Below are 25,027 nucleotides of genomic sequence, written 5' to 3' on the forward strand. Positions count from 1 at the left end.
ATGGACCCTCAAAAAGCCTACAGAATCTGGGCAGCCCAGTACGACACCAACCTGAACAAAACCAGGGACCTGGAGGCGGAGGCACTGCGCACCGAACTGGCGGAGGTGAAGTTTGGAAATTGCCTGGAGATTGGCTGCGGCACCGGTAAAAACACGGTATGGCTGGTAGAGCGAGCAAAGCAGCTAACTGCCGTAGACCTGACCGAAGAAATGCTGGCGAAGGCCAAAGAGCGGCTTCCGCTGCACAACATCCGGTTTATACAAGCCGACATTACTCACCCCTGGACTTTCGGAAAAAATGCGTATGACCTGGTGAGCTTTAGCCTGGTGATGGAGCACATCCAACACCTTGATCCTGTTTTTGAGGAAACAGCCAAGGCCTTGCGTTCGGGCGGCCACGCATACATCGGCGAGCTGCATCCTTTTAAGCAGTACACGGGCACGAAAGCCCGGTTCGAGACAGGAGCCGGACAGCAGATTGTGGCTTGCTATACCCACAACCTGTCTGACTTTGTGCAGGCTGCCAAGCGCTACGGACTGGAAGTAGTCACCGTAAATGAGTACTTCGACAACCACGACAGAACCCAGATTCCCAGAATCCTGACGCTGCTCCTGCAGAAGGTATAGAAATGCTTTTCCGGGTCAAACTGCCCGCTGCTGTCATTTCGAGCAAGGCGAGAAATCTGAGCCATTCCTCAATGCCGAACTATTTCAGATTCGTATGCGCGGCTTTCACCTCAATATTCTTCGAAATAACAACAGTGTACCCTTTCTACGGCGCAAGCATTCAAACCTATATCTATTTAACAGAATAGCGTCTGTGAATTAAATAGACCAATAGTTACAAAGAATACCGGCACAACTCATAAGATTTACCCAGATTTCTCACTGCGTTCGAAATGACAATAACTTATTTCGCCCGCTTGCTTTGGTTCGTACCATACTGCACCTCTACCAACACAGGGAAATGGTCTGAGGGGAAGTTGCCGTTGCCGTAGGTGGAGGTCAGGATGCCGTAGCGGGTTACCTTGAAGTCGGAAGTGAGCCAAATGTGGTCGATGCGCTCATCGGATTTCCGGTTGGCCTCGAAGCCGTTGAAAGTGCCTCGGGGCGCAAAACGCACGTCGGCCAGTTGGTATGCGTCCTGTAACAGGCCGGAGGTGCTGAGGGTAGTATACTTCTCGTCTTTCTGGCTGAAGTTAAAATCACCCACGAAGATGGCAGGCGCAGCACCAGCAAGCTCCTTGATTTTCCGGAGCATCAGCTGCACGCTCTCTTTCCGGGCCTGCTCGCCGCGATGGTCGAAGTGCACGTTGAAAAAATAAAAGCTGTAGCCTGTCTCCTTTACCTTCAACTGCCCCCATGTGCAGACGCGCGGAAAATCGGCATCCCAGCCCTTGCCCGGCTTATCGGGGGTTTCGGAGAGCCAGAAAGTACCCTGCCTCAGCAGATCAAACTTATCTGTTCGGAAGAAAACCGCAGAGAACTCCCCTTTCTCTTTGCCATCATCCCTGCCTACGCCAATGGATTTATACCCCGGAAGCGCCTGGTTTATGCCCTGCAACTGGTGCAGCAGCACCTCCTGCGTCCCGAAAATATCGAACTCGTTAAACCTGATCTGGTCTGCCAGCACCGGCAGGCGCTTGGCCCAGGCATTCACGGTATCACTTTTATTGTCGTAGCGGATGTTATAGGTAGCTACCCGCAGCGTACCGGTTTGGGCATGCACCGCACTTGCGCCGAGCATGGCAGTACATAAGATCAGGCTAAAAAGTGTCCATTTTAACATAGTGGTCTATCTTGTGGTTGAATATAAATGCGCGTGCGTAAGTAAGATAGTGTTTCTCTGCTGTTCTGTCAAATACAATCCAAGGCAGGAAACAGATGGCCGCAAGATGCGCCGCATCAGATTACGAACATCGCCTATTTTTTACGACCTTTGCAATCAGCTAAAGTAGAAACACCCTTGTCTGAGCTATTAAACTTCAATTACCCTCCCGAGCCCGCCACGGACCGCGTCACGTTGTTTGCCGATGTGATTCTGCCGCTGCCGTTGCCAAAGCTATACACTTACCGCATCCCCTTCGAGATGAACGATGAGGTGCTGGTGGGCGCACGGGTAATTGTGCAGTTTGGTGGCAAGCGGGTACTGAGCTGCATTGTAGCCGACATCCACGAAAACGCCCCCGCCGATTACCAGGCCAAGTACGTGCTGGATGTGCTGGACGATACCCCCATCGTGACCAGCCCGCAGCTGAAGCTTTTTAAGTGGATGGCCGATTATTACATGTGCACCCTGGGGGAGGTGATTAATGCCGCGCTGCCCTCGGCCCTGAAGCTGAGCAGCGAATCGCGGATACAGCTGCACCCGCACTATAACCCTGAGGAAGATGAGATAGCATTTGCGCCGCAGGAGGAGAAGATCATCTTTGCGCTGCAGCAAAACCAGGCCCTCACCTTTACAGAAGTCGGGATTTTGCTGCAGGGCAAGAGCTACCACAAGTTCATCAAGTCGCTTATCCAGAAAGAGGCTATCATCATTTATGAGCAGGTAAGCGATAAGTTCTCGCCCAAAGTGGTGAAGAAAGTACGCCTGTCTGAGCATTTTGTGCAGGAAGAGGGTATGCTGGAAGAGCTTTTCAACCAACTGGCCCCACAGCCTAAGCAACTCGACATCCTGCTGAACTACCTCCAGAAAGTACCCGTGCACCAGGACATCCACCTCAACTACAAAGGGCTGGAGAAGAACGTGCTCACCGGCAATCCGCATCTGTCGGCTTCGTCCATCAACACGCTCATCAAAAAAGGTGTGCTCGAGCAGTTCGATCAGGTGGTGTCGCGCTTCCCGATGGACAACGAGCCGCAGCAACTGCCAATGGCGCTCTCGGAGCACCAGTTGCAGGCGAAAGACGAGATTCTGGGCTTGTTTAAAGAAAAAGAAACGGTCCTGCTGCACGGCGTAACGGGTAGTGGCAAAACAGAGGTATACATCGACCTGATCAAACATGCTTTGGAAGGCGGCGGGCAAGTACTATACCTGCTCCCGGAGATTGCATTAACGGCCCAGATCGTGACACGCCTTATGAAGGTGTTTGGCGAAAAGCTGGGGGTATACCATTCTAAGTTCTCAGATAATGAGCGCGCAGAGGTATGGCAGGGCATTCTGTCGGGCCGTTTCCAGGTGGTGATTGGCGTGCGCTCGTCTGTCTTCCTGCCTTTCCATGACTTATCGCTGGTGATTGTAGATGAAGAACACGAGCCCAGCTACAAGCAATACGACCCGGCCCCACGCTACAACGCCCGCGAAACATCGCTGGTCATGGCCAGTTTACAGGGCGCGAAAACGTTGCTTGGCTCGGCCACGCCTTCCATCGAGAGTTATTACAACGCCAAAAACGGCCGCTGGGGACTGGTAACCATGAGCAAGCGCTTCGGGCAGGCACAGCTTCCAGACATACAGTTAGTGGACACGCGCAAAGAGCAGCAGCGCAAGGCCATGCACAGCCATTTTTCCAGCCAGCTGCTCACGGCCATCGAGGAGCGGCTGCAGCGCCAGGAGCAGGTGATTTTGTTCCAGAACCGCCGCGGCTATGCCCCGTTCATTTCCTGCGACGAATGCTCCTGGATACCGAAGTGCAAGTTTTGCGCCGTGAGCCTCTCGTACCACAAGTACAACAGCGAACTGCGCTGCCATTACTGCGGCTACCACGAGCGCATGCCCCACGACTGTCCTGCTTGCGGTGCCACCACGCTCAAAAGCATGGGCTTTGGCACCGAAAAGGTAGAGGACGAACTGAAGCTGATGCTGCCAAGCGCCGAAGTGCAGCGCATGGACCTCGACACGACCAAGAAGAAGAACAGCTACCAGCAGATCATCGCTGATTTTGAGACGGGCAGAACCAACGTGCTGGTGGGCACGCAGATGGTCACCAAGGGCCTCGACTTTGAGAATGTGAGCCTGGTGGGTATCCTGAACGCCGACACCATCATCAACTTCCCCGATTACCGGGCGCACGAGCGGGCATACCAGTTGTTTGTGCAGGTGAGTGGACGTGCAGGCCGGAAAAGCAAGCCCGGTTCGGTGATCATCCAGACCCGTGACCCGCTACAGCCCATCTTTAACAAGGTGCGCAGCAATGATTATCTGAGCCTGTACGACCATGAAATAGAGGAGCGCTTACGTTTTAACTACCCGCCGTTTGTGCGCATGATCAAAATTGTGGTGAAGCACGCCGATGAAAGGCTGACGGAAAATGCCGCTATTGTATTGGCCAAGGACCTGAGCGACCGGATGGGCAAGCAGCAGGTGCTGGGGCCGGAGGTGCCGTATATCTTCAAGATCCGGAACTTGTTTCTGCAGGAGATCCATATCAAGCTGCCGCGCGAGAACACCAATCTGAAAGCCGCAAAGCACCAGATTGCGCAGGCCATCTTCAACCTCAAGCTTCTCCCCGACTTTAAAGGACTTCGTGTTGTAGCGGATGTGGACCCCATGTAAGCTGTTATTTATTGAATAACTACAAAAGGGGCATTACCAACTAGCTGATAATGAATCAACTATATCAAAACAGGCATTCTCTTTCTAAAAAAATCACATATATATTACTCAAATATAAACCAAAGCTAATAGAGCGGCGTATATACCTATACCTTTGGCTAAAAGTTGAAAACCTAAGTACCTGATTGTTCAGAAGGAACAGTATAGATACTTAGGTTTTTCTTTTATACCCCTGCCTGATAACCGAGGGCTATTGGATTCTAGTGAAAACCATTAGAAAATTTCTGCCATCCTGTTAAGAAACTTAGTAGAAGGGAGCATAAGCCTATGTTCTCAGCAACCAGAATCCTTAAAGGAGGACAACTTAACGGCCTTACCCCTCATACCTGCCTGTCTTTCCGGAAGAGCATAAATGCATAAAGTACCCCGAAGATAAAAAACATCACCATCAGGAACAGATCCACTGTCGTGTGCTCCCCTTTTACCACCTTCAGTAGGTTTAGCCCCGCAAAAAGGAAGCAGGCAACCATGACAACAATTCGGAATAATTTTCGATTTTTCATATAGAATTAGTAGTAGCAATAGGATTACGTGGAAGCTGGTGAATCTTTCAACGCACATGCGCTCACATCATGTAAAGCATCACCCAAAAGGTTGTCACCACGGCCCCGATGATATTCAGTACTAAACCGGCCCGCACCATGGTCCCGATCGGTACTTGCTTGCTGCCATACACAATAGCATTGGGCGGTGTGGCAACAGGCAGCATAAAAGCCAGGCTACAGGCCACCACCACGCCCAGCACCGGATGCAGTAGCGGCAAATCCAGTTCCAGCAGCACCCCGATGATGATGGGCACAAAGGTGATGGCTATAGCGGTGTTGGAGCTAATCTCGGTGAGTAGCAGCACAATGGCCACCAGCATAAACACCAGTAATAGTTGCTCTTCAGGATCAATGAGTCCGGTAATGCCTTTGCCGATCACATCAGCAAGACCAGAAGTAAACACGAGTTGGCCCAAGGCCATACCCCCTCCGAAAAGCAGGATGGTATCCCAGTCGATCTTCACCAGGTCCTCTGCCGTTAGCGTGCCCCGCCCCTCATTCTCCTGCCCCGGCGGAATCAAGAATAGTAACAAGGCCGCCAGTATAGCCACCGTGCTTTCGGCAAAATAAGCGCTCATAAAGCTATAGGCCTGCGCCATACCTACCAGGTTAAACACACCCGGCAGGAGCCACAGCACCACAGCCAGTCCAAAAACAGCCATCGTTACCACCTCGCCTTTGCTGAGCGGTTTGTGCAGGGCCTGCTGCGCAGCCACATACTGTTGGACCGTGCGCTGATCGTAGCGGCATTGCTTCAGGAAGTGGCGCATGTACAGCACCATCAGCCCATACATACTCACCGCAATCGGAAGCGCCAGCACCATCCACTGCAGAAAGTCGATGGTGATGCCCTGCTGTTCGAGGTAGTTTACCCCAATCAGGTTCGGCGGTGAGCCGATAATGGTACTGATCCCGCCAATGGAGGCGCTGTAAGCGATGCCTAGAAGGAAAATGGCTGAAGGATTCTTGGTTTGCCCGGGTGCGGCAACCAACTGAATAATGCCGAGCATGAGCGGCAGCAGCATGGCCACCGTCACGGAATTGCTCACCCACATGGAGAGCAGAAAGGAGATGGACGAGAAGCCCAGAAACAACCGAAATAAACTCTTTTGAAAGTAGGCCCGCGACAGGATGAACAAGGCAATGCGCTTGTCGAGGCCGTGTCGCGTCATGGAGCGGGCCAGCAAAAAACTGCCTATAAAGAGCAGGATGATGGGGTGCCCCAGGTTTTGAAAGGCCGTGCTGGTGTCGGCTATCCCCAACATCACAGCTAACAGCACTCCCAAAAAAGCAGTCATCGAGAGCGGAATCACCTCCGTCATCCAGAACACCAGACAGAAAGCCATGATAGAGGCGACAGTCCGGGCCTCGAAAGGCAATGCTACCGTAAGCACCCAAACTAGCAGCGCCAGCAAAGGGGCCACCAAAAGGCCAGTGTTTCGACGGGTAAGGTGCATCCGGAAAGGGTATGATTCGTTTTGGTAGAGGCCTGCTTAGCTTTCAGGCGTTAAAGGTTATGCTAAATATAGCACCAAAACTATCTATAAGCAACGCGCCATTTCTACTACGCTTAGCCCTGCACCAGGTAACGCTCCCGAATGATTTTAAGGTGATGCACCTCGTGGCCCAGGATGATGTACCCCAGTGCCCGCACGCTTAGGGTTAGCCCACTAGCTGTGCCGGTTTGATTCAGGTCATCTGGCGTAAAGCTTTTGAAAAGCTCGATGGTGGCGTTGCGCACTGCGATGTACTCTGCGATGATGTGGTTGATTTCGCGAGCGTCTGCCCTGGAGGAAGGCACATACTGGTTCTCGTCGAAGCCGGGCAGTTCGGTTTTATCCTGGCGGGCAAAGCGGAGGGCACGGTAAGCAAAAATCCGCTCCGAGTCCATTATGTGCACCATCACTTCTTTGATGCTCCACTTGCCTTCTGCGTAACGGTGCAGCAATTGCTCCTCGTTCAGGCCCTGCAGCATCCCCATGATGAACACGTAGCTGGCTGTCAGCCCCTCCACCAGGTCGTCGGTTTGCGCCTGCTTTATGTAATTACCTACATAGCCATTGTGCTCCTCAGGAGCCGGGAAGCCTATTTTTACACTCATAGTAGTCGAATTCTATCCTGCTAAGGTAACCATCTTTCGGCATTGCACCTATATTTTGCTTTGAGCAAGCGCATTCAGAGATTTCGGGAATGTTTGTTGGGTTTTGGCGTTGGAATTGTAAGGTTCGTTTGTGTAAACCCACCCCTGCCCCTCCGAGGAGGGGAATTTCAATACTGTAAAAACTCCCCTCCTCGGAGGGTAAATCATACCGGTATAGGATACGCAAACAAATAAAACCCCTCAACCTGCGTTAAGGGGCTTTCCTTTATGCAAAAGACTTAGCTACTGCTGACCTACCAGGAAAACGGCATTGCCGAAGAGCAGCTTACCGCTTTGCCAGAAACCGCGAAAGAGCGGGTTATCGGCCAGGTATATCACCTGCCCACGGCCCATGTTCTGCGTTCCCAGAATCAATGCATCCTTCAGTTTTGCCTTGATGTCTGCCCCCACAAAGCCGGTGGTATAATTGTTCTGCTTCAGCACGCCCACGTTCCAACCGTTTTCCAGGAAGCTGAAAGTGTCATCCGAGCGAATGAGCGCAAAATAAGACGGTCCGTACCCAAAGGCCAGCGGGTGCGTGTTGTCCAGGTCTACCCGGAAAATGCTGCCCTGCACCTCATCCTGCAACGACTCCCGCTCACGGTTGCCATAGGTGCGCAGGTGCTTATAAGGGTCTTCTTTTTTAGTGCTGTCCTTTTCCTTCTCAGCTTCTGTAGCCTTCTTCTTCAGGTTAAAGCCGCTCTTGCCTGCCAGGTAGTTGGCTGCGCCTTCCATCGCGATTAGTTTACCGCCTGCGCTTACCCAGTCTTTCACCTTACCCAATGTTTCCTCGTCCAGCACACGGCCATAGGAGCCGGCGGGCAAGATCAGCACATCAAATTCATGCAGCGGCACATTGCTGAAGTACGACGTGTTGAGCACCGTAACCGGGTAATTGATCTGCTGCTCGAAGTAGTGCCATACCTCACCGAAACCGTATGGGGAGATACCCTCCCCGGACATCAACGCTACTTTCGGCATTTTCAGGTAACGCACGCTTCCGGAGCCAAAATCTGCGCCGCTGCTCACAAAACCGGTGGTAGTGGCACGCAGCGCTACGCCATATGCATTGGCTAGGCGCCGTACCGTTTCGTCCAGTTTGTCGCCTTTGGCTGTGTTGCCGGTGCGGGTAATGATGAGGGTTCCGGGCGTAAACTGCACGCCGCCTGTCTCGAACCCCTTCTCCGCCTGGCGCACTTTTATACCCTCCTGCATCAGCGCAGTCAGGAACTTGAGGTCTTGCAGGTTAGTCCAGCGGGCCAGGTAGGCGTATGGCTTCTCTGCGTCTAGTTTGATTGCTTCAGGCGTTCCGGCATTTTGCGTTGGCTCCAGTTTATTTTCGAGCGCATACGCCTGCACGCCATACGCGTAAGGCATCGCCCAGGAAGTAATGTCATAAGTCAGGGAGTCTTCCAAGCGGGCATTTGGCTCAAATAATACTTTTAAGAGTGTGGATTTCGGCTGGTACATGCTGATGACTACATCCTGCGGCGCCAGGCGCACGTTTTCGGTTTTGCCGTTGCTGTAGTTATACCCTTTCACAGAGCCGCTCTTGCCAGCGTAGCCATACCGGATGCCCTGCTGATCGAGGTAGGCCGTCAGCGCTTTCAGGTTGCCGGCACTTTGCTCATTTACTTTCAGCACGAAAGCTTTATAGTCGCCGCTTGGGTTGCGCTGGTTGTTGTCGTAGTATTTCTTGAACTCCTGCTTTAGCTGATCTGCTTTCTCAGAGGTTGCCTGCACGGTGGCTTTGCTGGCCGCCACGTGGTGCGTGATGCGGTCTGTCAACGTCAGCGTATCACCATCCTGTTTTTTATACGCTAACCCGGCCCGGCCAGAGCCGCCCTGCTCATAGGTCATACCGATAGCGCCCTGGTAAGTCGGGTATGTATCACCGTAGCTGGGGTAAAACAGGTCGAAGCTCTCGCGGGTAAAATACAGCCAGTTGTTCTTATCGAAGGCCTGCCGGTTATACTCCCCGATGGTGTTCTGGAACTGGCGCTGCCACGGCGTAATGCTCTCGTGGAAGGGTTTGGCGGCTGGCGAGAAATAGTACGGCGACTCTGCCCCCATCTCGTGGAAGTCGGCGTGTACCTGCGGCAGCCACTTATTATACACCTCCATGCGCTGCTTCGACTCCACCTGCGTTTGCCAGGCCCAGTCGCGGTTCAGGTCGAAGTAATAGTGGTTTGGGCGCCCGCCCGGCCACGGCTCATAGTGCTCCCAGGCATAAGGCGACGCGTTTCCGCCGCGGTTCGAGGCTTGCTGATACCACTGCACATAGCGCTCGCGGCCATCCGGGTTCACCATCGGGTCCAGGATTACCACCGTGTTCTGCAGCCACTGTTTTGACTGTGCATTCGCAGGGTCCACCAGATCATACAACACCTGCATGGCGGCTTCTGAACTCACCGACTCGTTGCCATGGATGTTATAGCTGAGCCATACCACGGCTGGCTGGCTGCCTTGCACCTGTCCGCTCTTCAAGCCTGCCTGACGCAGGTTGTTCTCCTGAATCTGCTCCAGGCGGGGCAGGTTCTCTTCAGAGGCGACATAGGCCAGTACCAACGGACGCCCCTCGTAGGTCTTCCCGTATGGCTTCACCTTCAGGCGGTTCGGAGCTTGTGCCGCCAGGTAATTTACGTAATCCAGAATGCGGTTTTGAGTGGTGAACTGCTGGCCTAACGGGTAGCCTAAAAACTGCGAAGGAGACTGGAGTTGCCCCTGCGCGACGGCTACGTGTACACATAGCAGCAGCACAAGCAAAGCGAAATGTCGCTTCAGCGTGTTTATCATGTTCTTGTGAGTTTTAATCTGTAAGGTTGGTACTGAATGAATCCACAATTTCCGCAAAATTGCTGAATAAGGCAAAGAGCAATGTTACCCCAGCAAGGAGGCTTCCGGAGTTACCCTTGCTTTGTTACGTATGGTATAAGATGCAAGGCATGTATCACCGGATTGGCGTCATATTGACGTGGCTGTTTGGGCTAATAATAGGCATGGCTGCGCTGTTCCTTTTCATGGCATTCGTGCTCAGTAGTTTCTCAGTCAACAATAGCTTTGCACAGGTGCAGGCAGACGATGAGCCGGTTGAAGTATTTGTGACCTCCAACGGCATCCATACCGATTTCGTGTTGCCAGTTAAAACCCGCACCATAAATTGGCGCCACACGTTGCCGATGCAGCATTTCCGGCAAGTAGACAGCAGTTATACCCATGTGGCCTTTGGCTGGGGCGATCGCCGCTTCTACATGGAAACCCCGTCCTGGAGCGACCTCACCCTGGGTGTTGCGCTTCGTTCGGCACTCTGGCCTACCCCCTCTGCCTTGCATGTGGTGTATCTGAAAGGCCCGCCCCGCCACACCAGGCAGCAACAGCCGCTCCTCTTAAGCCCCGAACAGTATCGAAAACTGGTAACTTATATCGATTCCCGGTTTCAACAGGCCAATGGCCAGTACAGGCACATCACTGGCTCGGGCTATTCCCCCAATGACACATTTTACGAGGCCCACGGCAAATTTCATATCCTCAACAACTGCAACAACTGGGTGAACCGGGGGTTAAAGGCCGCAGACACAAAGGCTGCCCTATGGGCGCCATTGCCTTTTGCCGTGATGCGCCAGCTGCGCTAAAAACAGCGCCCCGGCCAATGTATGGCCGGGGCGCTGTCTCTGGTCAATCATAATCCTGCGATTACTGCATCGGCACTTCTATCAGCACCACCTCAGCATCGCCTGAGGCCTTAATCTGGAAAGCGTCTGTTTCTGAGATACCCATACCGTCGCGTTTACCCAGTTTCTCCCCGTCAATTTCCACTTCGCCTTGCAGCACAAAAGCGTAAACCCCGTTTCCCGGCTGGTGCAGCTTGTACGCTTCCGAGAAACCCGCTTGCAGGCTTCCCAAGGTAAACCAGGCATCCTGGTTGATCCAGATCGCATCGGAGTTTTTGTCCGGAGACACCACCGTTTGTAACTGATTCACGCGGTCTTCCGGGTTGAAGGCTTTTTGCTCATAGCGCGGCTTTATATTAGTTTCCTTCGGGAACACCCAAATCTGCAGGAACTTCACCGGGACTGTTTTGGAGTTGTTGAATTCCGAGTGCGTCAGGCCCGTACCTGCCGACATGATCTGCACTTCGTTCGTGCGGATCACTTTGCTGTTGCCTGTGCTGTCTTTGTGTGCCAACTCGCCTTCCAACGGAATCGAAATGATTTCCATGTTATCGTGTGGGTGTGCCCCGAAACCCATACCTGCCGCCACCTCGTCGTCGTTTAAGACGCGCAGCAACCCAAAGCCCATTCGCTCTGGGTTATTGTAGCTGGCAAAACTAAAGGAATGGTATGAGTTGAGCCAGCCGTGGTTGGCATGGCCGCGTGTTGCTGCTTTATGAATTACTTTCTTGCTCATTACTTACTTGTTTAAGTCTCCTAATTTAAATTTTATCCCTGCCATTTTCCTCTGAAAACCAGGTCTTCGAGTGGCTTGCGCTTGCGGGGTGCCAGTTCACGTTCTTTGAGCTGCTCCGGTAATGTATCCGGGTCGCCGATGTACCCAAGGGCACCCATGGCCACGGGCTCATACCCCTCTGGTATACCCAAGGCCTCCCGCGCTTTGTCTGCCATAAAGCCGCCCATCAGATGTGCGTGCAACCCCAAGTCAGTGGCTTGCAGCAAAAAATTACCGGTGGCTAAGCCCACATCATGCCAGGCATGTGTGTTAGGTTTGCCGTTGCGGTCGTAGGCCGTTTTAGCGATCGTCACAAAAAGGACAGGCGCTTTGCCTGCCCAACTGTTCCCTTCCACCAGGCAGCTGAACAAACGCTCAAATTCCTCTTCGTTGTCTTTCGTAGCATAAATAAAGCGCCAGGGCTGCTCGTTCATGGACGAAGGCGCCCAGCGGGCCGCCTCAAACAGCGTTTCCAATTGCTCCTCCGAAACAGGCTGATCCGAAAAGGCCCGAGGGCTTTGGCGCTGCTCGATCAGCTGGTGTATATCAGTTTTATGCTCAGTGGGTATTGCCATGTGTTTAGTTTTTAGGTTTCAGGGATACTTTCCTACTAGATGAGTTCATATCTCAAGGTATCATACGAACACAAATTAAATGTATATACATTTAATGTACAAACATAACAAGAGATTTGTTTCACATGTTCCCAACTCTTCTAAATCCATCGCGGGAGCCGTTCTGGAAAAAGCTTGTTGCAATCCGATGGTGTCTTAAACTATGCGCTGCCATACCCGCACTGGCTGGTGTAACGCGAGCCTCCAAGTGAACATGAAATGACAACCAGCTGACTCTAACCGGTGAATCGCCTTACAATTCACCTCTTATCAAAATTCACCTTTTATCAACTCGGGTTGTGCCTTACACAGGAAGGCATTGAGCGTACTGACTTTCTGAGGGCCAAGGCTTGTAAGGCAGGCGGTTTTTGTCATCCTTTAAGGATCCTGGTTACTGCACGTATCGACTTGATTATCTTACTGTTATAAACATAGGAGCATGGGTTTCTACTGTGCTTACGACATCATATTACTTGCTGCTGGGAGGGAAATTTGGGTATAACAATGCATTCAGCGTAAGTAAATTGGCGATGGCATCAAACCATAATTTGAATAGTCAAGATCTAAAAATAGTTTTATGCCTAATGTTCTGAGGCTTTTGCTTATACCCCAAGCTTACGGAGCGCCAACAGGCAGAGGGCTACCGTGCCCGACACATGCAGCTGGCCGCTCATCACCATCCCGGCCACCTCGTGCAGCGGCACTTTCAGCACTTCTATCGCTTCAGAATCATCCAAATCCTGCTCCGCTACTCTGCGCACATTACGGGCCAGAAAGAAGTAAATCTTGTTGGTGTCTTTGGTGGGGTTGTCGGTTACCTCGAGCAGCATTTCCACCTCATCCGAAGTATAGCCGGTTTCTTCCAGCATCTCGCGCTTAGCCGCTTCAGTGGGTTCTATCTCGTGCTCATCCACTACGCCACCCGGCAATTCCACAAAAATATCGTTGGCAGCATGCTTGTACTGCCGCACAAAAAGCACATGGTTATCCTCTGTAACCGGGAAGGTAAGCACTACGTCCGGGCGGACGCTCACGTAGTAATCGTCCATCTCGAGGCCATTGGGCAAAGCCACATGGTCACGGCGTAGCTTATACCACTTCTCATTTACCACCATTTCCGATTTCAGTACTTTCCAGGGGGCGGGGGTATGCGTATTGTTTTTCATTATTTAGATTGAGCTTGAGGCATGTTTAAAGATATCCGGCACAAACGTCAACGCCCGCTTTTAAAGTAGCAGGCGTTGACGTTCATTTAAAATAATGTGTCTGAAGCACAAAGTATGCTTCACTGTTAGGGAGGCAAAAACTAACGGAATGCCTCTTCAGAATTATAAGAACTTGATGAGCATCGCCTTTACAGATAATCGGTCGCTGCCATCCAGCTCAGACTTCTGCACACCCAAGTCGGTGAACACAATCCCGTCGGCACCTGACTGCTTTGCCTTCTCTATCATCTTCGCTTTCACCGCCTCCACGTCATAATCCAGAATCTGGTCGTTGGTCATTTTGCCCATTACCTTGTACTCGCGCCGCACATCGCCCTGGTCATAGTAAACCTCTACTTCCTGGCTCGGGGCGTAGGTATCGCCCAGGTAATGGATGGAAGGGGCACACGCATGAAGCGCAACACCAATTAACATACAGGAGACCCATCGAAGGAAATTCCTCTTCCAACTGTGCTGTAAGCGCTCGGTTTTTTTCATAATCGTGACAAACAGGTTCAGGAAGTAAGTTTACCATAATCCGGTATAAAGTACAACGCCTGCTAAATATTTAGCAGGCGTTGTACTTTATACCGGATCAGGCGGATGAAGCAGTTGCATCATCTTACCTGGTAAACCAATTTCTTTAATCGGAACAGAGCCTTTTTATGGCTTTAAATACAATCAGGCAGTTTCATAGGTTAATTCCCCATGCTCTCCGTCCAGTGTCATCAGTTCCTCGGCATACGTCATGAGTTGCTTGACACGGCAAGCAGCTATGTGGTGCGAAAGCACTTTCTTGCGGGCACGCTCCCCAATGAGCTTGCGCTCAGATTTTGAGATCTCGCGCAGGAAGCTCAAGGTATCCTGTGAGGAGGTAGAAACCAGTATTTCCGAGTTGATTTTAAACACATCGTCCAGTCCATCCCAGTGATTCGAGATGATAGGGGTGCCACAGGCTGCCGCCTCTAATAACTGGGGGCTTGGCGCATAAGCAGCAGTTTCCATCTCGGGAGGTGTGAGTTGCAAGGCAAAACGCAGGCTGTTGAAGAACTTCCGGTGATCCGGCTCCTGTAATTGCTGGCTGTATTTAGTATTCGAGGGCCATTCCACAATGGTCAGATACTGCGTACCAGCCACCACAAACCGGCCATCAGGCCATTGTTGGGCAGCGTCCAGCATCAGTTTGTTTAGCTGGGGCTGGCTGTCCTCAGAGAAGCGGCCCAGGTAACCCAGGTCCCAAATTTTTTCCCTGAACTCAGGGTAAAACAATGCAGCGTCCACGGTGCGATAAAAAGGACGCGCTTTCTGGGCCCCGTATTTTTTCTCCAACACCTCGAGGTTGGGGCCACCGGTGATAGAGAGGTATAAGTCGAACTGTGGGATGAGCTCCTGGCTCAGGTAATCGCAATTTTTCTGCGCCAGTTTTGCCAGCGTAAGAGGCGTGTCCAGGTCGTAGAAAGCGCGGATGCCCTGCCCTGTCTGCAAGACCCACTCAGCCACTTTAATTCCTTCGGATACACGAGACCCTAGGATCACCATATCAGCGTCCCGCACCTGCTCGGTGAAGCGCTCCAGATCTTTCAGGGATTTGTAAGCGCCCGTTTCACAAAAGACGCTTTCCGAAAGCTTGCCTTTCACTTCGTAGGCAGGAACCTCGCGCTCCAGAAAGAGTACCTGGTGACCTTGTTTGTGTAATTCGTTCAGTAAATTCCGGTAGATGGTGGTGTGGCCACCAGCTTGGCTCGACGAAATAGCTAAGCCTAATATAACTATGTTCATGCTTACAGAGTAGTTTATGGTTCTCTTTCAGGCACAGGACCTCCCAATGCCTATGCGCTAAAAGAAATCGGTTTAGTATCAGGAATGCCCCTATATACGGGGCTTTCAAGATTTTCTATGTCCCGGAAAGCAAAATCAAGACAAAATCTATTTCATGTGAGACGGTTAGCTGAATACCAGCCTCTTGTGGTATACGAAATGCTCGCCCAAATCGGTCCATATTTCAACTTCAGGTAGCTGCATCTCCGAATACAGACTTAAATATAAAATTTTATAAAATAACAACAAAACCGCAAAAGCGATTATGCAATTTCCTTCACCTTAACCAGTTGCCTGTACACATGATCGTAGTCCTGTCCCATCGGGTCTGCGGTGTAACCATGCGAGCGCTTCACGGCACGGCAGCCTAACACATTGCGCACAAACTCGTCCTGGATCAGATTTTGCAGTGTATCGCGCAGTTCATCGGCACTGTTCGGGTCTACGTAGCGGGCGGCATTTCCCCAAATCTCAGCCTGACTCTCTGTCTTGCCCACCACCAACGCACAACCCGACATGGCCGCTTCCAGAATGGTCAGGCCAAACGGCTCGTACTTAGACGGCAGCGCATAGATTGAAGCTCTTGAGAGCCAGTCTGCCACTTCCTTCTCCGTTAACTGCCCTAAGAAGTGCACGTTTTCCAAATCAATTGGTTTGCCTGTAACCGGGTGGCGTTCGTCGCCGGCAATGTATACTGGCCAGGACAGGTCAGAGGCGATATGCGCCAGCATCGAGATGTTTTTGGCTTCGTCCCAGACACGGCCCATACTGAACACGAAAGGCTCCTTGGTGCCAAACTGGTAGCTGCTCTGGGCACGCCCATTATATATAACGGTGCGGGACTTAAATGGCCCGTAAAGGGCCTCTGCCTGGTTCATCATGGCCTGCGTAGGCGCCACCACCAAATCAGCGGCTTGCAGGCCGCGCGTTACCAGCTTCTTATACTGCTGCCAGCTTGCCGGAGTCTCTTCGCCCTTCACGGCTTTCCACCACGAAAGCACGCAAGAGTGCACCACCGCTACCACAGGCACTCCCCATTCCAGCGCGCCATGCACCATGCCATTTAGGTGCACCAGGTCTGGTTTCACGGTATCCTTCAGGGTAAGCAACCACTGGCCGGCATCTTCCACATCCTGCCAGGCGTCTTCCATCCATTCCAGCTTGTAAGTGCTTTCGTGCAGGGTCAGGTTGTTTAGCTCCTGGGCTTGCTCGCGTTGTGCCTCGGTGAGGGCGGCCCCCATGGTAGCCAGGTGAAAGTGCGTGCCAAATGGAGCCAGTGATCGTACGAGCTCGAGGGTATAATTCCATACGCCCCCAACCGTGTCGGTTGTCATTAAAATTTTTGAAAGGTGATGTGCTTCCATGTGTGTTATCTTTTGTCTTTAAGTTTATGATGTATCAACCAGATCAGGCAAGGAGGTACAGCGCTTCCACCTCCTCCTGGTCAGACTAATTCTTTGTGAATAATAAAGCGTGCATCAACGAGGATTATGCAACAAGCTGTGTAAATCATCTGGGGATCTGAGACAAACACCTTCACGTTATCAGCAGATTCAGGAAGAGATACCCGCATAAAGCAACTCATCCTGAAAGGCTTACAGCTTGCGTATCATTAATTGGATAATTCCTTTATATAGTTAATATAATCTCATAATATTTAGCTAAAACGCAATGTCACGAAACAGGGTTGTGCCGGCTTGAAAAGAATGCATGAAATACGGTGTATTTAAGCCACAAGCCTGATTTATTAATCTCTAAAATCTTCAGCCGTGATTTTATCCCATAACTTCAGTGGCTATCTTTAGGGATTGCTGTTTGCTGTGTTATCAAGCGTTTCTCCCATGATCCAATTCGACAATGTCCCTGTTTTAGAAAATGCCTGTGTGCAGCTCCGCCCTTTCCGGGAATCAGACATCCCCGCCTTGCAACAAATTGCGATGGACCCGGAAATCTGGCGTTATATGGTTACCCGCATCAGCAGCCAGCAGGAGTTGGAGGCTTGGGTGGATACTGTGCAAGCAGGGTATGCCCAGAGCGCACGCTATACTTTTATGGTGATGCACAAAGCGACAGGCAAGTTGGCAGGCAGCAGCAGTTACGGCAATATCTCGGTGCCCGACAAACGGCTGGAGATTGGCTGGACCTGGCTAGCAGAGAGCTTTCGGGGGAGCGGCCTGAACAGGCAATGTAAGTTCCTGTTGCTGCAGTACGCGTTCGAAACGCTGCAGATGGAACGTGTGGAGCTAAAGGCCGACGCTTTGAACCTACGCTCCCGACGCGCCATGCTCAAGATCGGGGCCACCGAAGAAGGCATCCTGCGCAGCCATACCCTCATGCACGACGGCAGGCGCCGTGATACGATCTATTATAGCATTCTGCGGACGGAGTGGGCGGAGATCAGGCAGCGCGTGTTCCCGGACCTCACGGCAGTTGGGCAGGTATAAAAACTCCTTTCCACCCGTATACCGTAAAGGAAGGTGATTTGCCTTTGAAAGGTTATCAGGTCTCAGGCCGAAAGTTTGACGCCGTGATCGTATACCAATAACTTAGAAAACCATCTTTGGAAACGCCCCCCCCTCCTGTTTCGCTTCCGCTCTGCCGGGTATTCCTCATCCGGCATGCCCGCCCCCTGGTATCAAGGCAGGGTTTTTTTAATGCCTCGGCGGCCCAGCATTTCGTCACGGACTACGATGCCGCTCAGGTGGAGGAATTCGTCCTAAAGCACGAAGCCATCCCCTACAAGGATATCGACCAGGTTTTTTGCAGCACACTGCTCCGCTCCCAGCTTACGGCCAAGGCAATTTTCGGGGAACAGGTGATGCTGCGCGTCGAGCATCAGTTCAGGGAGTTTGAGCGCAGGATATTCACGCTGCCCTATGTGCGCTTGCCGATTACGCTCTGGCTTGTTGCGGCGCGCGTGCTCTGGTTTTTAGGGTTTAACAGCAAAGGCATCGAAACGTACCGGGAAGCCAGGCACAGGGCCCGCCAATGTGCCGAAATACTGGCGGCAGAGGCAAGCAAAACCGGCACTACAGTACTTGTGGCCCATGGCCTGCTCAACCGCTTTATCCGGAGGGAGCTGAAGCAGATGGGCTGGCAACCGGAGATAGACGGCGGCAACAGCTACCTGTCGGTGCACCTGCTGGCAAAGCACACTAAATCCCCCTTGAGGTAACATATATACCTCAGATGCAGTATTTCAAGTAAAAAAGCGCGTTTACGGATGCGAGATGCCTTTAGCACGGTATAGAATCCTGTTCCTCTCCCACTCTCGGCTTATGCCTTGCCTCCCTTCTATTATGCTTTCTGCATCAATCCAGTGCATTTTTTGCGAATCTGTTTAAATTTCAATTATGATGTTATGACATTGTGCAGTAAATTGCCAAACATTTCTGCCATAAACGGGTTAAGCAGCATTATCCCAGCCTTTTCCTGGGTTTCTGGCGACGTCTTTTAATAAACTTCCACCTAATTAAAATCTAACATGAAGAAAAATGTACTGTTGAGTTTTCTACTGGTGTTCGCGTTGGTAAGCAGCGTGTTAGCCCAGGCTCAAACTGTTTCAGGTCGTGTGACCGCAGCCTCCGATGGCTCGGCGCTGCCTGGCGTAACTGTGCTTGAGAAGGGTACCACTAACGGCGTTACAACCGGTATAAACGGTGAGTATAGTTTGAATGTGGGCGCAAACGCGACCCTGGTGTTCCGGTTTGTCGGGATGCTGGCGCAGGAAGTGCCTGTGAATGGGCGCAGCACCGTTAACGTACGGCTTGCCACCGACCAGAAACAACTGGAAGAAGTTGTGGTGGTGGGGTATGGCACGCAGGAAAAAAGAGATGTGACAGGCTCTATTGCCAGTGTATCCGGCGAGGACCTGGAGAACATTCCTACCCCAAGCCTGGAGTCGGCGCTGCAGGGCCGTGCGGCTGGCGTGCAAATTGAGTCGGGCAGCGGAAAGGTTGGCCAGGGCATCAAGGTGCGTATCCGTGGCTCTGCCTCTATCTCGGCCAGCAACCAGCCGCTTTACGTGGTGGATGGCATTCCGATCACATCGGAAAACCAGGGTATCGGCAACAACGAGCCGACAAACCCACTCGCAGACCTGGACCCGAACGACATCGCCTCGATCGACATCCTGAAAGATGCCTCCTCGGCCTCCATCTACGGTTCCCGCGCCTCCAATGGTGTGGTCATCATCACGACAAAGAAAGGAACTGCCGGAAAGACCAAGATCAACGTTGGTTACTCTGCGGGTGTAAGCAAGGCAACCAACAAGGTAAAATTCCTGGATGGACCGCAATACCTGGAGTTGCTGAAAGAGTCTTTCGAGCGTTCAGAGACGATCAATTTCTACATAAACGCCGGCTTTTTCGCCGACCAGGAAGACGCCCTGGATTTCTTTTTACCGGAGTGGAGAAGCCCGGTTAACACGAACTGGCAGGAAGAGGTGTTTCGCACAGGCAAGTACCAGGAAGCCAATGTTTCGGCAAGCGGCGGTAACGACAAAACCACCTTCTACGTGGGTGGCTCTTTCAGCGACCAGGAGGGTATCCTGATCAAGAACGCGTTCAAGCGTTACAGTGGCCGCGTGAACATTGACCATCGCGCGACAGACAAACTAACCTTCGGCGCTAACTTTAACCTGGCCAGAACAGAGAACCGCCGGGTAGCTAACGACAACGCCTTTGCCACTCCGCTGCAAATTGTGGCACTAGCGCCGATACAGCCCGTGATTGACCCGGCTACCGGCCGCCTGAACGCCAACACGATTTACTACAATGGTTTGATCGAGGCAAGAGACGCCTACAGCAATGCCACTGTTTACCGTAACATCAGCAAAGTATACGGCGCCTACGACATCCTCTCGAACCTTACTTTCCGAAGTGAGTTTGGCCTTGACGTCCTGAACCAGGATGAAGATGCTTTCCAGGGCAGTGAGACGCAGGGCGGCGCTCCGTCCGGATCAGGTGAGAAAAGAAACGTAACGGTGACAAACTACACCACCAACAACTTCTTCAACTACTCACAGGCGTTCGGCGAGAACCACGACCTGGACCTGACAGCAGGCATGAGCTATCAGCGAAGCAACACCGACGAAACTTATGTAGCCGGTGAGGGTTTCCCGAACGACAGCTTTAAGAAACTGGCAAGCGCCTCAGACATCACGGCGGGTTCTTCGTCTGCTACAGCTAACTCATTGCTGTCTTATTTTGCAAGAGCCAACTACAAGTTGTTCAACAAGTATCTGTTCTCCCTAAGCGGGCGTATCGACGGTTCCTCGCGCTTTGGTGCTGATAACCAGTATGGCTTCTTTCCGGCTGTGGGATTGGGATGGATTATCTCAGACGAAAGCTTTATGCAGGGCATCGACTTCCTGAGCTTCCTGAAACTGAAGACCAGCTACGGTGTAACGGGTAACCAGGAGATCGGCAACTTCGCCTCGCGGGGCCTTTACTCGGGCATCTCGTATGCCGGTACTTCCGGTATTGTGCCGGTATCGGTAGACAACCCGGACCTGAAATGGGAAACCACCCGCCAGTTCGACGCCGGTATCAGCTTCGGATTCTTTAACGACCGCATTTCCGGTACGCTGGACTATTACCAGAAAAACACTGAGGACCTGCTGCTGAACGTGCAGGTACCTGCCACTACCGGCTTCACGAACATCACCAAGAATGTAGGCAAGCTGGAAAACAAGGGTGTTGAACTGAGCCTGACTACCCGCAACCTGGTAGGGGAGTTTAACTGGTCTACTACGCTGAACTATAGCAGAAACCGCAATGAGATCACCGACCTGGACGGTCAGGTGATCACTTCGGGGATTAACCGCGCCATTGAGGGCCAGCCAATCGGGGTGTTCTTCACCAAGAAATACGCCGGGGTGGACCCGCAGAACGGCAATGCGCTTTACTTCCTGGAAGAGGGCAGCGACGAGACAACCGACAATTACGGTGCGGCCGCTAACCAGGTGGTTGGAAATCCAAACCCGGATTACACGGGCGGTGTGATCAACAATTTTGCTTATAAAGGATTTGACCTGAGCATCCTGTTGCAGTTTGTGTATGGCAACGACATCTATAACAACGCAGGCCGCTTCCAGTCAGCCAACTTCGACTACCTGGACAACCAGACAGCCGATCAGCTGAACAGATGGCAGAACCCCGGTGACATTACCAGCGTGCCGGAACTCCGCTTCCTGGACGGCAACGGTACCGGCACTTCCTCCCGATGGATTACGGGAGGCTCTTATCTGCGCGGCAAAAACCTGACGCTGGGTTATACGGTGCCTGGCAGCGTGGCCAGCAAGGCGTTTATGTCCAGCATCCGGGTATACATGACGGCGCAGAACTTCTTCACCATCACCAACTACGATGGCTGGGACCCAGAAGTGAACACCCAGGGCACAGGTCCTTCGGCACAGCGGTCTAACGTTGGCGCGGGCACGGACTTCTATACCGCCCCACAGCCCAAGACAATTGCGTTCGGCGTGAACTTTGGTTTCTAAATCCCTTTCAACTAACAGCAAAATCCAGATGAAATTCATAAAAAACTTTAGCAGAACCATAGGCATCACCGCGCTCAGCGCGATGACCCTTTTTTCGGCTTGCGATGAGAAACTTGATATTGACCCACAGCAATCCATCGGATCAGATCAGGTGTACACCACTACCCAGGGCGTGCAAACCGCCCTGATAGGCGCTTACGAGCGTTTACAGAATGGAGCGCTTTACGGCACCAACCTCAACCTGGTGAGCGAGCTGATGGCCGCTTCGGGTACCAACATCCAATGGACAGGTACATTCCTGGGCTATCGCCAGTTGTTTTCCAAGAACATCACTGCTGAAAACACGGAGGCTTCCAGAACGTGGATCGTGGCTTATAACGCCATCAACATCACCAACAACATCATCGCTAACATTGATGTAGTGGAGGATGAAGATGTGAAAGACAGAATCCTGGGGGAGGCGCTTTTCATCAGAGGGGCCGTGTATTTTGAGCTTGTTCGCTTGTATGGCCTGCCTTACAATGCCGGCGACCCTAACGCTAACCTGGGAGTGCCATTAGTGCTGGAGCCAACCGTATCCATCACTGAATCGGACAAAGTAGCGCGTGCCTCGGTAGCCGCCGTATATGCCCAGGCGTTGGAAGACCTGACCCAGGCGAAGAGCCTTTTGCCAGAAACGAACGGCACACGGGCCACCACTTATACAGCGAGCGCTTTTCTGGCCCGCTTATACCTGCAGCAGAAGAAATACAGCGAAGCTTTGACAGAGGCTAACCGGGTAATTGAGTCGGCAGAGTATACGCTGGCCACAAATTACTCCAACGTGTTCAACAACAGTTCAAATATTGGCGAGTATGTGTTCGCGATCCAGCAAAATGCGCAAAGCAATGCCGGTTCTGCTAACGACGGCCTGGCTACTTTCTACGCGAACATCAACGGCCAGGGCCGTGGTGATGTGGATCTGGCGCCAGCATTCCTGTCGATGTACCCTGCAGGAGATGATCGCCTGAACATCTATTATGTGGATGCTGACGGTGTGCTTCGCAACGGCAAGTACCAGGACCCTTTCACGAACATCCCGGTTGTAAGGCTGGCTGAAATGTACCTGGTTCGGGCAGAGGCTAATTTCCGGATGAACAGCGCGGTGGGTGCAACGCCTCTGGCCGACGTAAACGTGATCCGTCAGCGCGCCAAGTTGGCACCGCTCACAGCTGTTGCGCTAGCCGACATCCTGCAGGAAAGACGCCGTGAGCTTGCTCTGGAGGGCCTGGCCCTGCACGATGTGAAACGCCTGGAAGGCACGGTTGGCAACCTGTCCTGGGATTCGCCGAGACTCATCCTGCCTATCCCGCAACGTGAGATTGACGCTAACCCGAACCTCGAGCAAAACAGCGCCTACCTGTAACATCTCAATCAAAATAAAAGGGCTCTATAACCAGAGCCCTTTTATTTTGATTGAGATAACTAAACTTTTAGTTTTAAAACTAAGTATATAGTTGTAAATTAGATAAGCCAATGCTTACACCTATGAAAGAACTAACTAAGGCAGAGGAAGAGATCATGCAGGTGCTCTGGCAACTGGGCCAAGCCTTTGTGAAGGATATCTTGGAACAATTGCCTGAACCAAAACCAGCCTATAATACAGTTTCCACGATTGTGCGCATTCTGGAGGGGAAAGGCTTTGTGGGGCACGAGGCGTTCGGGAAATCACACCGCTACTTCCCGTTAGTGGCCCAGGACAAGTACAAAAGCGACTTCCTCAAGAACTTTATGGGTGGATATTTCGGCGGATCTTTTGAGAAGCTGGTGTCGTTTTTCGCGAAAGACAATAACCTGAACGTGCAGGAACTGGATGCGCTACTGCAGCACGTAAAAAAAGACATAGAACCGGAGCAGGAGGATCCGAAAGATGGAGGCAACCGCTAGTTTTATACTGAAGTCCGGCGTGGGCCTGCTTGTGCTATACCTGTTTTACTATGCCCTTTTGCGGCACGAGAACAGCTTCCGGTTCAACCGGCTCTACCTGCTGCTAGCTCCGTTGGCAGCGTTAGTGTTTCCGCTGGTAAGCTGGCCCTCCCTCCTTTTCCCGGAAGCCGACATGCTGCACACGTTGCAAACTATCCAATTGAATGCTATTACCATCACAGCGGCAAAGCAGCCCATCCATGGTATCCCCCTGGCACCGGCAAAGCTACTGCTAGGCCTTTACCTGTTAGTAACTTTCTTGCTCGCCCTGAAGCTGGCCAGGCAGCTCCTTCAAATCCGGTTACTCAAACGGAAAGCGACCAGCATGGAGCATGACGTGGCAGGAGCCCGGGTGGTGCAGTTGCCCCGGGGGCATACCTCTTTCGCGTTCCTGAACACCGTGTTTCTCGGCACGCACGAACAACTCAGCGCAACCGAAAAGCAGCAGGTACTCACGCATGAGCTCTCGCATGTGCGCCTGGGCCATACCTACGATATCCTGTTTTATGAGCTTCTGAGCGTTGCTTGGTGGTTTAACCCGCTCCTTTGGCTTTTGAAGAAAGAACTGCGCAACGTACATGAGTTTCAGGCGGATGCCCATGTGTTGAAGCATTATCAGCCGCAGGCATACCGTACCCTACTCTCAAAGGAGGTGCTTTTTAACATGGGGTTGCCTGTTGGCAGCCATTTCCAGAAGCCGCAGGTATTGCAGCGGCTACACATGCTCCAAAAAAACGGGCAGAAAAGCGGTTGGCTGAAGCCTTTGCTCTCGCTCCCTCTGTTTGCCCTGCTCCTGGTTTCGCTTTCCTCGCAACAGCTTGCCTCTCCTAATGCAGCAGCCCTACCTCCTGCCTCGAATGGCAAAGTGCCAAAGAACGGCACAGCCATCAAGCAAGGAGCCCGCAGCCCGCAGGAAAGGCCCTATACCTATGTCGAGCTGATGCCCCAGTTTGAGGGTGGCGAGCAAGCCATGATGCAGTTTTTAGGTACGCACATCCGCTACCCGACCGCCGCCAAGGAGGCCGGACTATCAGGATTGGTCGTGATTAGTTTTATCGTGCAGCCTGATGGCCATTTAGAAGAAGTTGAAGTTCTCAAAAAACTGGGGCAGGGCACCGACGAAGAAGCCCTGCGTGTGGTGCAGCTGATGGAGGGCAAATGGGCACCCGGCAAGCAAAACGGCAAAGCAGTACCTGTGCGGTATACCCTCCCCATTCGGTTCGAGATGAACTAG

20 protein-coding genes are annotated in these 25,027 nt (G+C 52.2%); 9 read left to right on the forward strand and 11 right to left on the reverse strand.

The genetic code is table 11. The annotated features are described in order from the left end of the window. Positions 1-627 (forward strand): class I SAM-dependent methyltransferase, encoded by a 627-nt coding sequence (locus ACXYMU_RS12850; protein WP_458986805.1) that lies wholly within the window; start codon positions 1-3, stop codon positions 625-627. A gap of 283 nt (positions 628-910) precedes the next feature. Here ACXYMU_RS12850 and ACXYMU_RS12855 read toward each other — a convergent pair whose 3' ends face one another. Beyond that, positions 911-1,789 carry an endonuclease/exonuclease/phosphatase family protein gene (locus ACXYMU_RS12855; protein WP_458986806.1) on the reverse strand — a complete coding sequence of 293 codons (879 nt, stop codon included), beginning with the start codon at positions 1,787-1,789 and terminating at the stop codon, positions 911-913. A 177-nt stretch (positions 1,790-1,966) separates the two neighbouring features. On the opposite strand from ACXYMU_RS12855, the gene priA reads away from it, so the two are divergent. Continuing rightward, positions 1,967-4,498, forward strand: a complete 2,532-nt coding sequence (gene priA, locus ACXYMU_RS12860; RefSeq protein WP_458986807.1) for a replication restart helicase PriA — start codon at positions 1,967-1,969, stop codon at positions 4,496-4,498. Between the two features lie 380 nt (positions 4,499-4,878). On the opposite strand, the gene ACXYMU_RS12865 is transcribed toward priA, so the two are convergent. The 4 genes from ACXYMU_RS12865 to ACXYMU_RS12880 all read right to left on the reverse strand — a co-directional run bounded on the left by ACXYMU_RS12865 (position 4,879) and on the right by ACXYMU_RS12880 (position 10,039). Further along, positions 4,879-5,061 carry a hypothetical protein gene (locus tag ACXYMU_RS12865; protein WP_458986808.1) on the reverse strand — a complete coding sequence of 61 codons (183 nt, stop codon included), beginning with the start codon at positions 5,059-5,061 and terminating at the stop codon, positions 4,879-4,881. Between the two features lie 62 nt (positions 5,062-5,123). After that, complete coding sequence (locus ACXYMU_RS12870) at positions 5,124-6,560, reverse strand: SLC13 family permease (protein WP_458986809.1); 1,437 nt, start codon at positions 6,558-6,560, stop codon at positions 5,124-5,126. Between the two features lie 113 nt (positions 6,561-6,673). Then, positions 6,674-7,204, reverse strand: a complete 531-nt coding sequence (locus tag ACXYMU_RS12875) for a DinB family protein (RefSeq protein ID WP_458986810.1) — start codon at positions 7,202-7,204, stop codon at positions 6,674-6,676. Positions 7,205-7,486: 282 nt separating this feature from the next. Continuing rightward, a complete protein-coding gene (locus ACXYMU_RS12880; RefSeq protein WP_458986811.1) occupies positions 7,487-10,039 on the reverse strand; it encodes a M14 family metallopeptidase in 2,553 nt (850 codons plus the stop codon). 203 nt (positions 10,040-10,242) lie between these two features. Here ACXYMU_RS12880 and ACXYMU_RS12885 point away from each other — a divergent pair, with 203 nt between their 5' ends. Continuing rightward, complete coding sequence (locus ACXYMU_RS12885; RefSeq protein WP_458986812.1) at positions 10,243-10,875, forward strand: TIGR02117 family protein; 633 nt, start codon at positions 10,243-10,245, stop codon at positions 10,873-10,875. A 61-nt stretch (positions 10,876-10,936) separates the two neighbouring features. Here ACXYMU_RS12885 and ACXYMU_RS12890 read toward each other — a convergent pair whose 3' ends face one another. The 6 genes from ACXYMU_RS12890 to ACXYMU_RS12915 all read right to left on the reverse strand — a co-directional run bounded on the left by ACXYMU_RS12890 (position 10,937) and on the right by ACXYMU_RS12915 (position 16,660). Further along, complete coding sequence (locus ACXYMU_RS12890; RefSeq protein ID WP_458986813.1) at positions 10,937-11,650, reverse strand: pirin family protein; 714 nt, start codon at positions 11,648-11,650, stop codon at positions 10,937-10,939. 32 nt (positions 11,651-11,682) lie between these two features. Next, positions 11,683-12,264, reverse strand: coding sequence for a nitroreductase family protein (locus tag ACXYMU_RS12895; RefSeq protein ID WP_458986814.1), 582 nt, complete (start codon positions 12,262-12,264; stop codon positions 11,683-11,685). A gap of 641 nt (positions 12,265-12,905) precedes the next feature. After that, positions 12,906-13,469, reverse strand: coding sequence for an NUDIX hydrolase (locus ACXYMU_RS12900; protein ID WP_458986815.1), 564 nt, complete (start codon positions 13,467-13,469; stop codon positions 12,906-12,908). A 162-nt stretch (positions 13,470-13,631) separates the two neighbouring features. Further along, a complete protein-coding gene (locus ACXYMU_RS12905) occupies positions 13,632-14,006 on the reverse strand; it encodes a hypothetical protein (protein ID WP_458986816.1) in 375 nt (124 codons plus the stop codon). Positions 14,007-14,189: 183 nt separating this feature from the next. Beyond that, complete coding sequence (locus ACXYMU_RS12910; RefSeq protein WP_458986817.1) at positions 14,190-15,287, reverse strand: CgeB family protein; 1,098 nt, start codon at positions 15,285-15,287, stop codon at positions 14,190-14,192. Positions 15,288-15,589: 302 nt separating this feature from the next. Next, positions 15,590-16,660: a glycosyltransferase family 4 protein gene (locus ACXYMU_RS12915; protein ID WP_458986818.1), complete on the reverse strand. Its 1,071-nt coding sequence runs from the start codon at positions 16,658-16,660 to the stop codon at positions 15,590-15,592. Between the two features lie 507 nt (positions 16,661-17,167). Between ACXYMU_RS12915 and ACXYMU_RS12920 the strand changes: the two genes are divergently transcribed. From ACXYMU_RS12920 to ACXYMU_RS12945, 6 genes are all read left to right on the forward strand, one after another. Continuing rightward, a complete protein-coding gene (locus tag ACXYMU_RS12920) occupies positions 17,168-17,770 on the forward strand; it encodes a GNAT family N-acetyltransferase (protein ID WP_458986819.1) in 603 nt (200 codons plus the stop codon). 116 nt (positions 17,771-17,886) lie between these two features. Beyond that, positions 17,887-18,501 (forward strand): histidine phosphatase family protein, encoded by a 615-nt coding sequence (locus tag ACXYMU_RS12925; RefSeq protein WP_458986820.1) that lies wholly within the window; start codon positions 17,887-17,889, stop codon positions 18,499-18,501. A gap of 309 nt (positions 18,502-18,810) precedes the next feature. Next, positions 18,811-21,828 (forward strand): SusC/RagA family TonB-linked outer membrane protein, encoded by a 3,018-nt coding sequence (locus ACXYMU_RS12930; protein WP_458986821.1) that lies wholly within the window; start codon positions 18,811-18,813, stop codon positions 21,826-21,828. A 28-nt stretch (positions 21,829-21,856) separates the two neighbouring features. Further along, entirely contained in the window at positions 21,857-23,233 is a 1,377-nt protein-coding gene (locus tag ACXYMU_RS12935) for a RagB/SusD family nutrient uptake outer membrane protein (protein WP_458986822.1), read from the forward strand. 122 nt (positions 23,234-23,355) lie between these two features. Next, complete coding sequence (locus ACXYMU_RS12940) at positions 23,356-23,754, forward strand: BlaI/MecI/CopY family transcriptional regulator (RefSeq protein ID WP_458986823.1); 399 nt, start codon at positions 23,356-23,358, stop codon at positions 23,752-23,754. Further along, positions 23,738-25,027 carry a TonB family protein gene (locus ACXYMU_RS12945; protein WP_458986824.1) on the forward strand — a complete coding sequence of 430 codons (1,290 nt, stop codon included), beginning with the start codon at positions 23,738-23,740 and terminating at the stop codon, positions 25,025-25,027. The genes ACXYMU_RS12940 and ACXYMU_RS12945 overlap by 17 nt, the downstream gene beginning before the upstream one ends.

It is taken from the genome of Pontibacter sp. CAU 1760 (assembly GCF_054482735.1).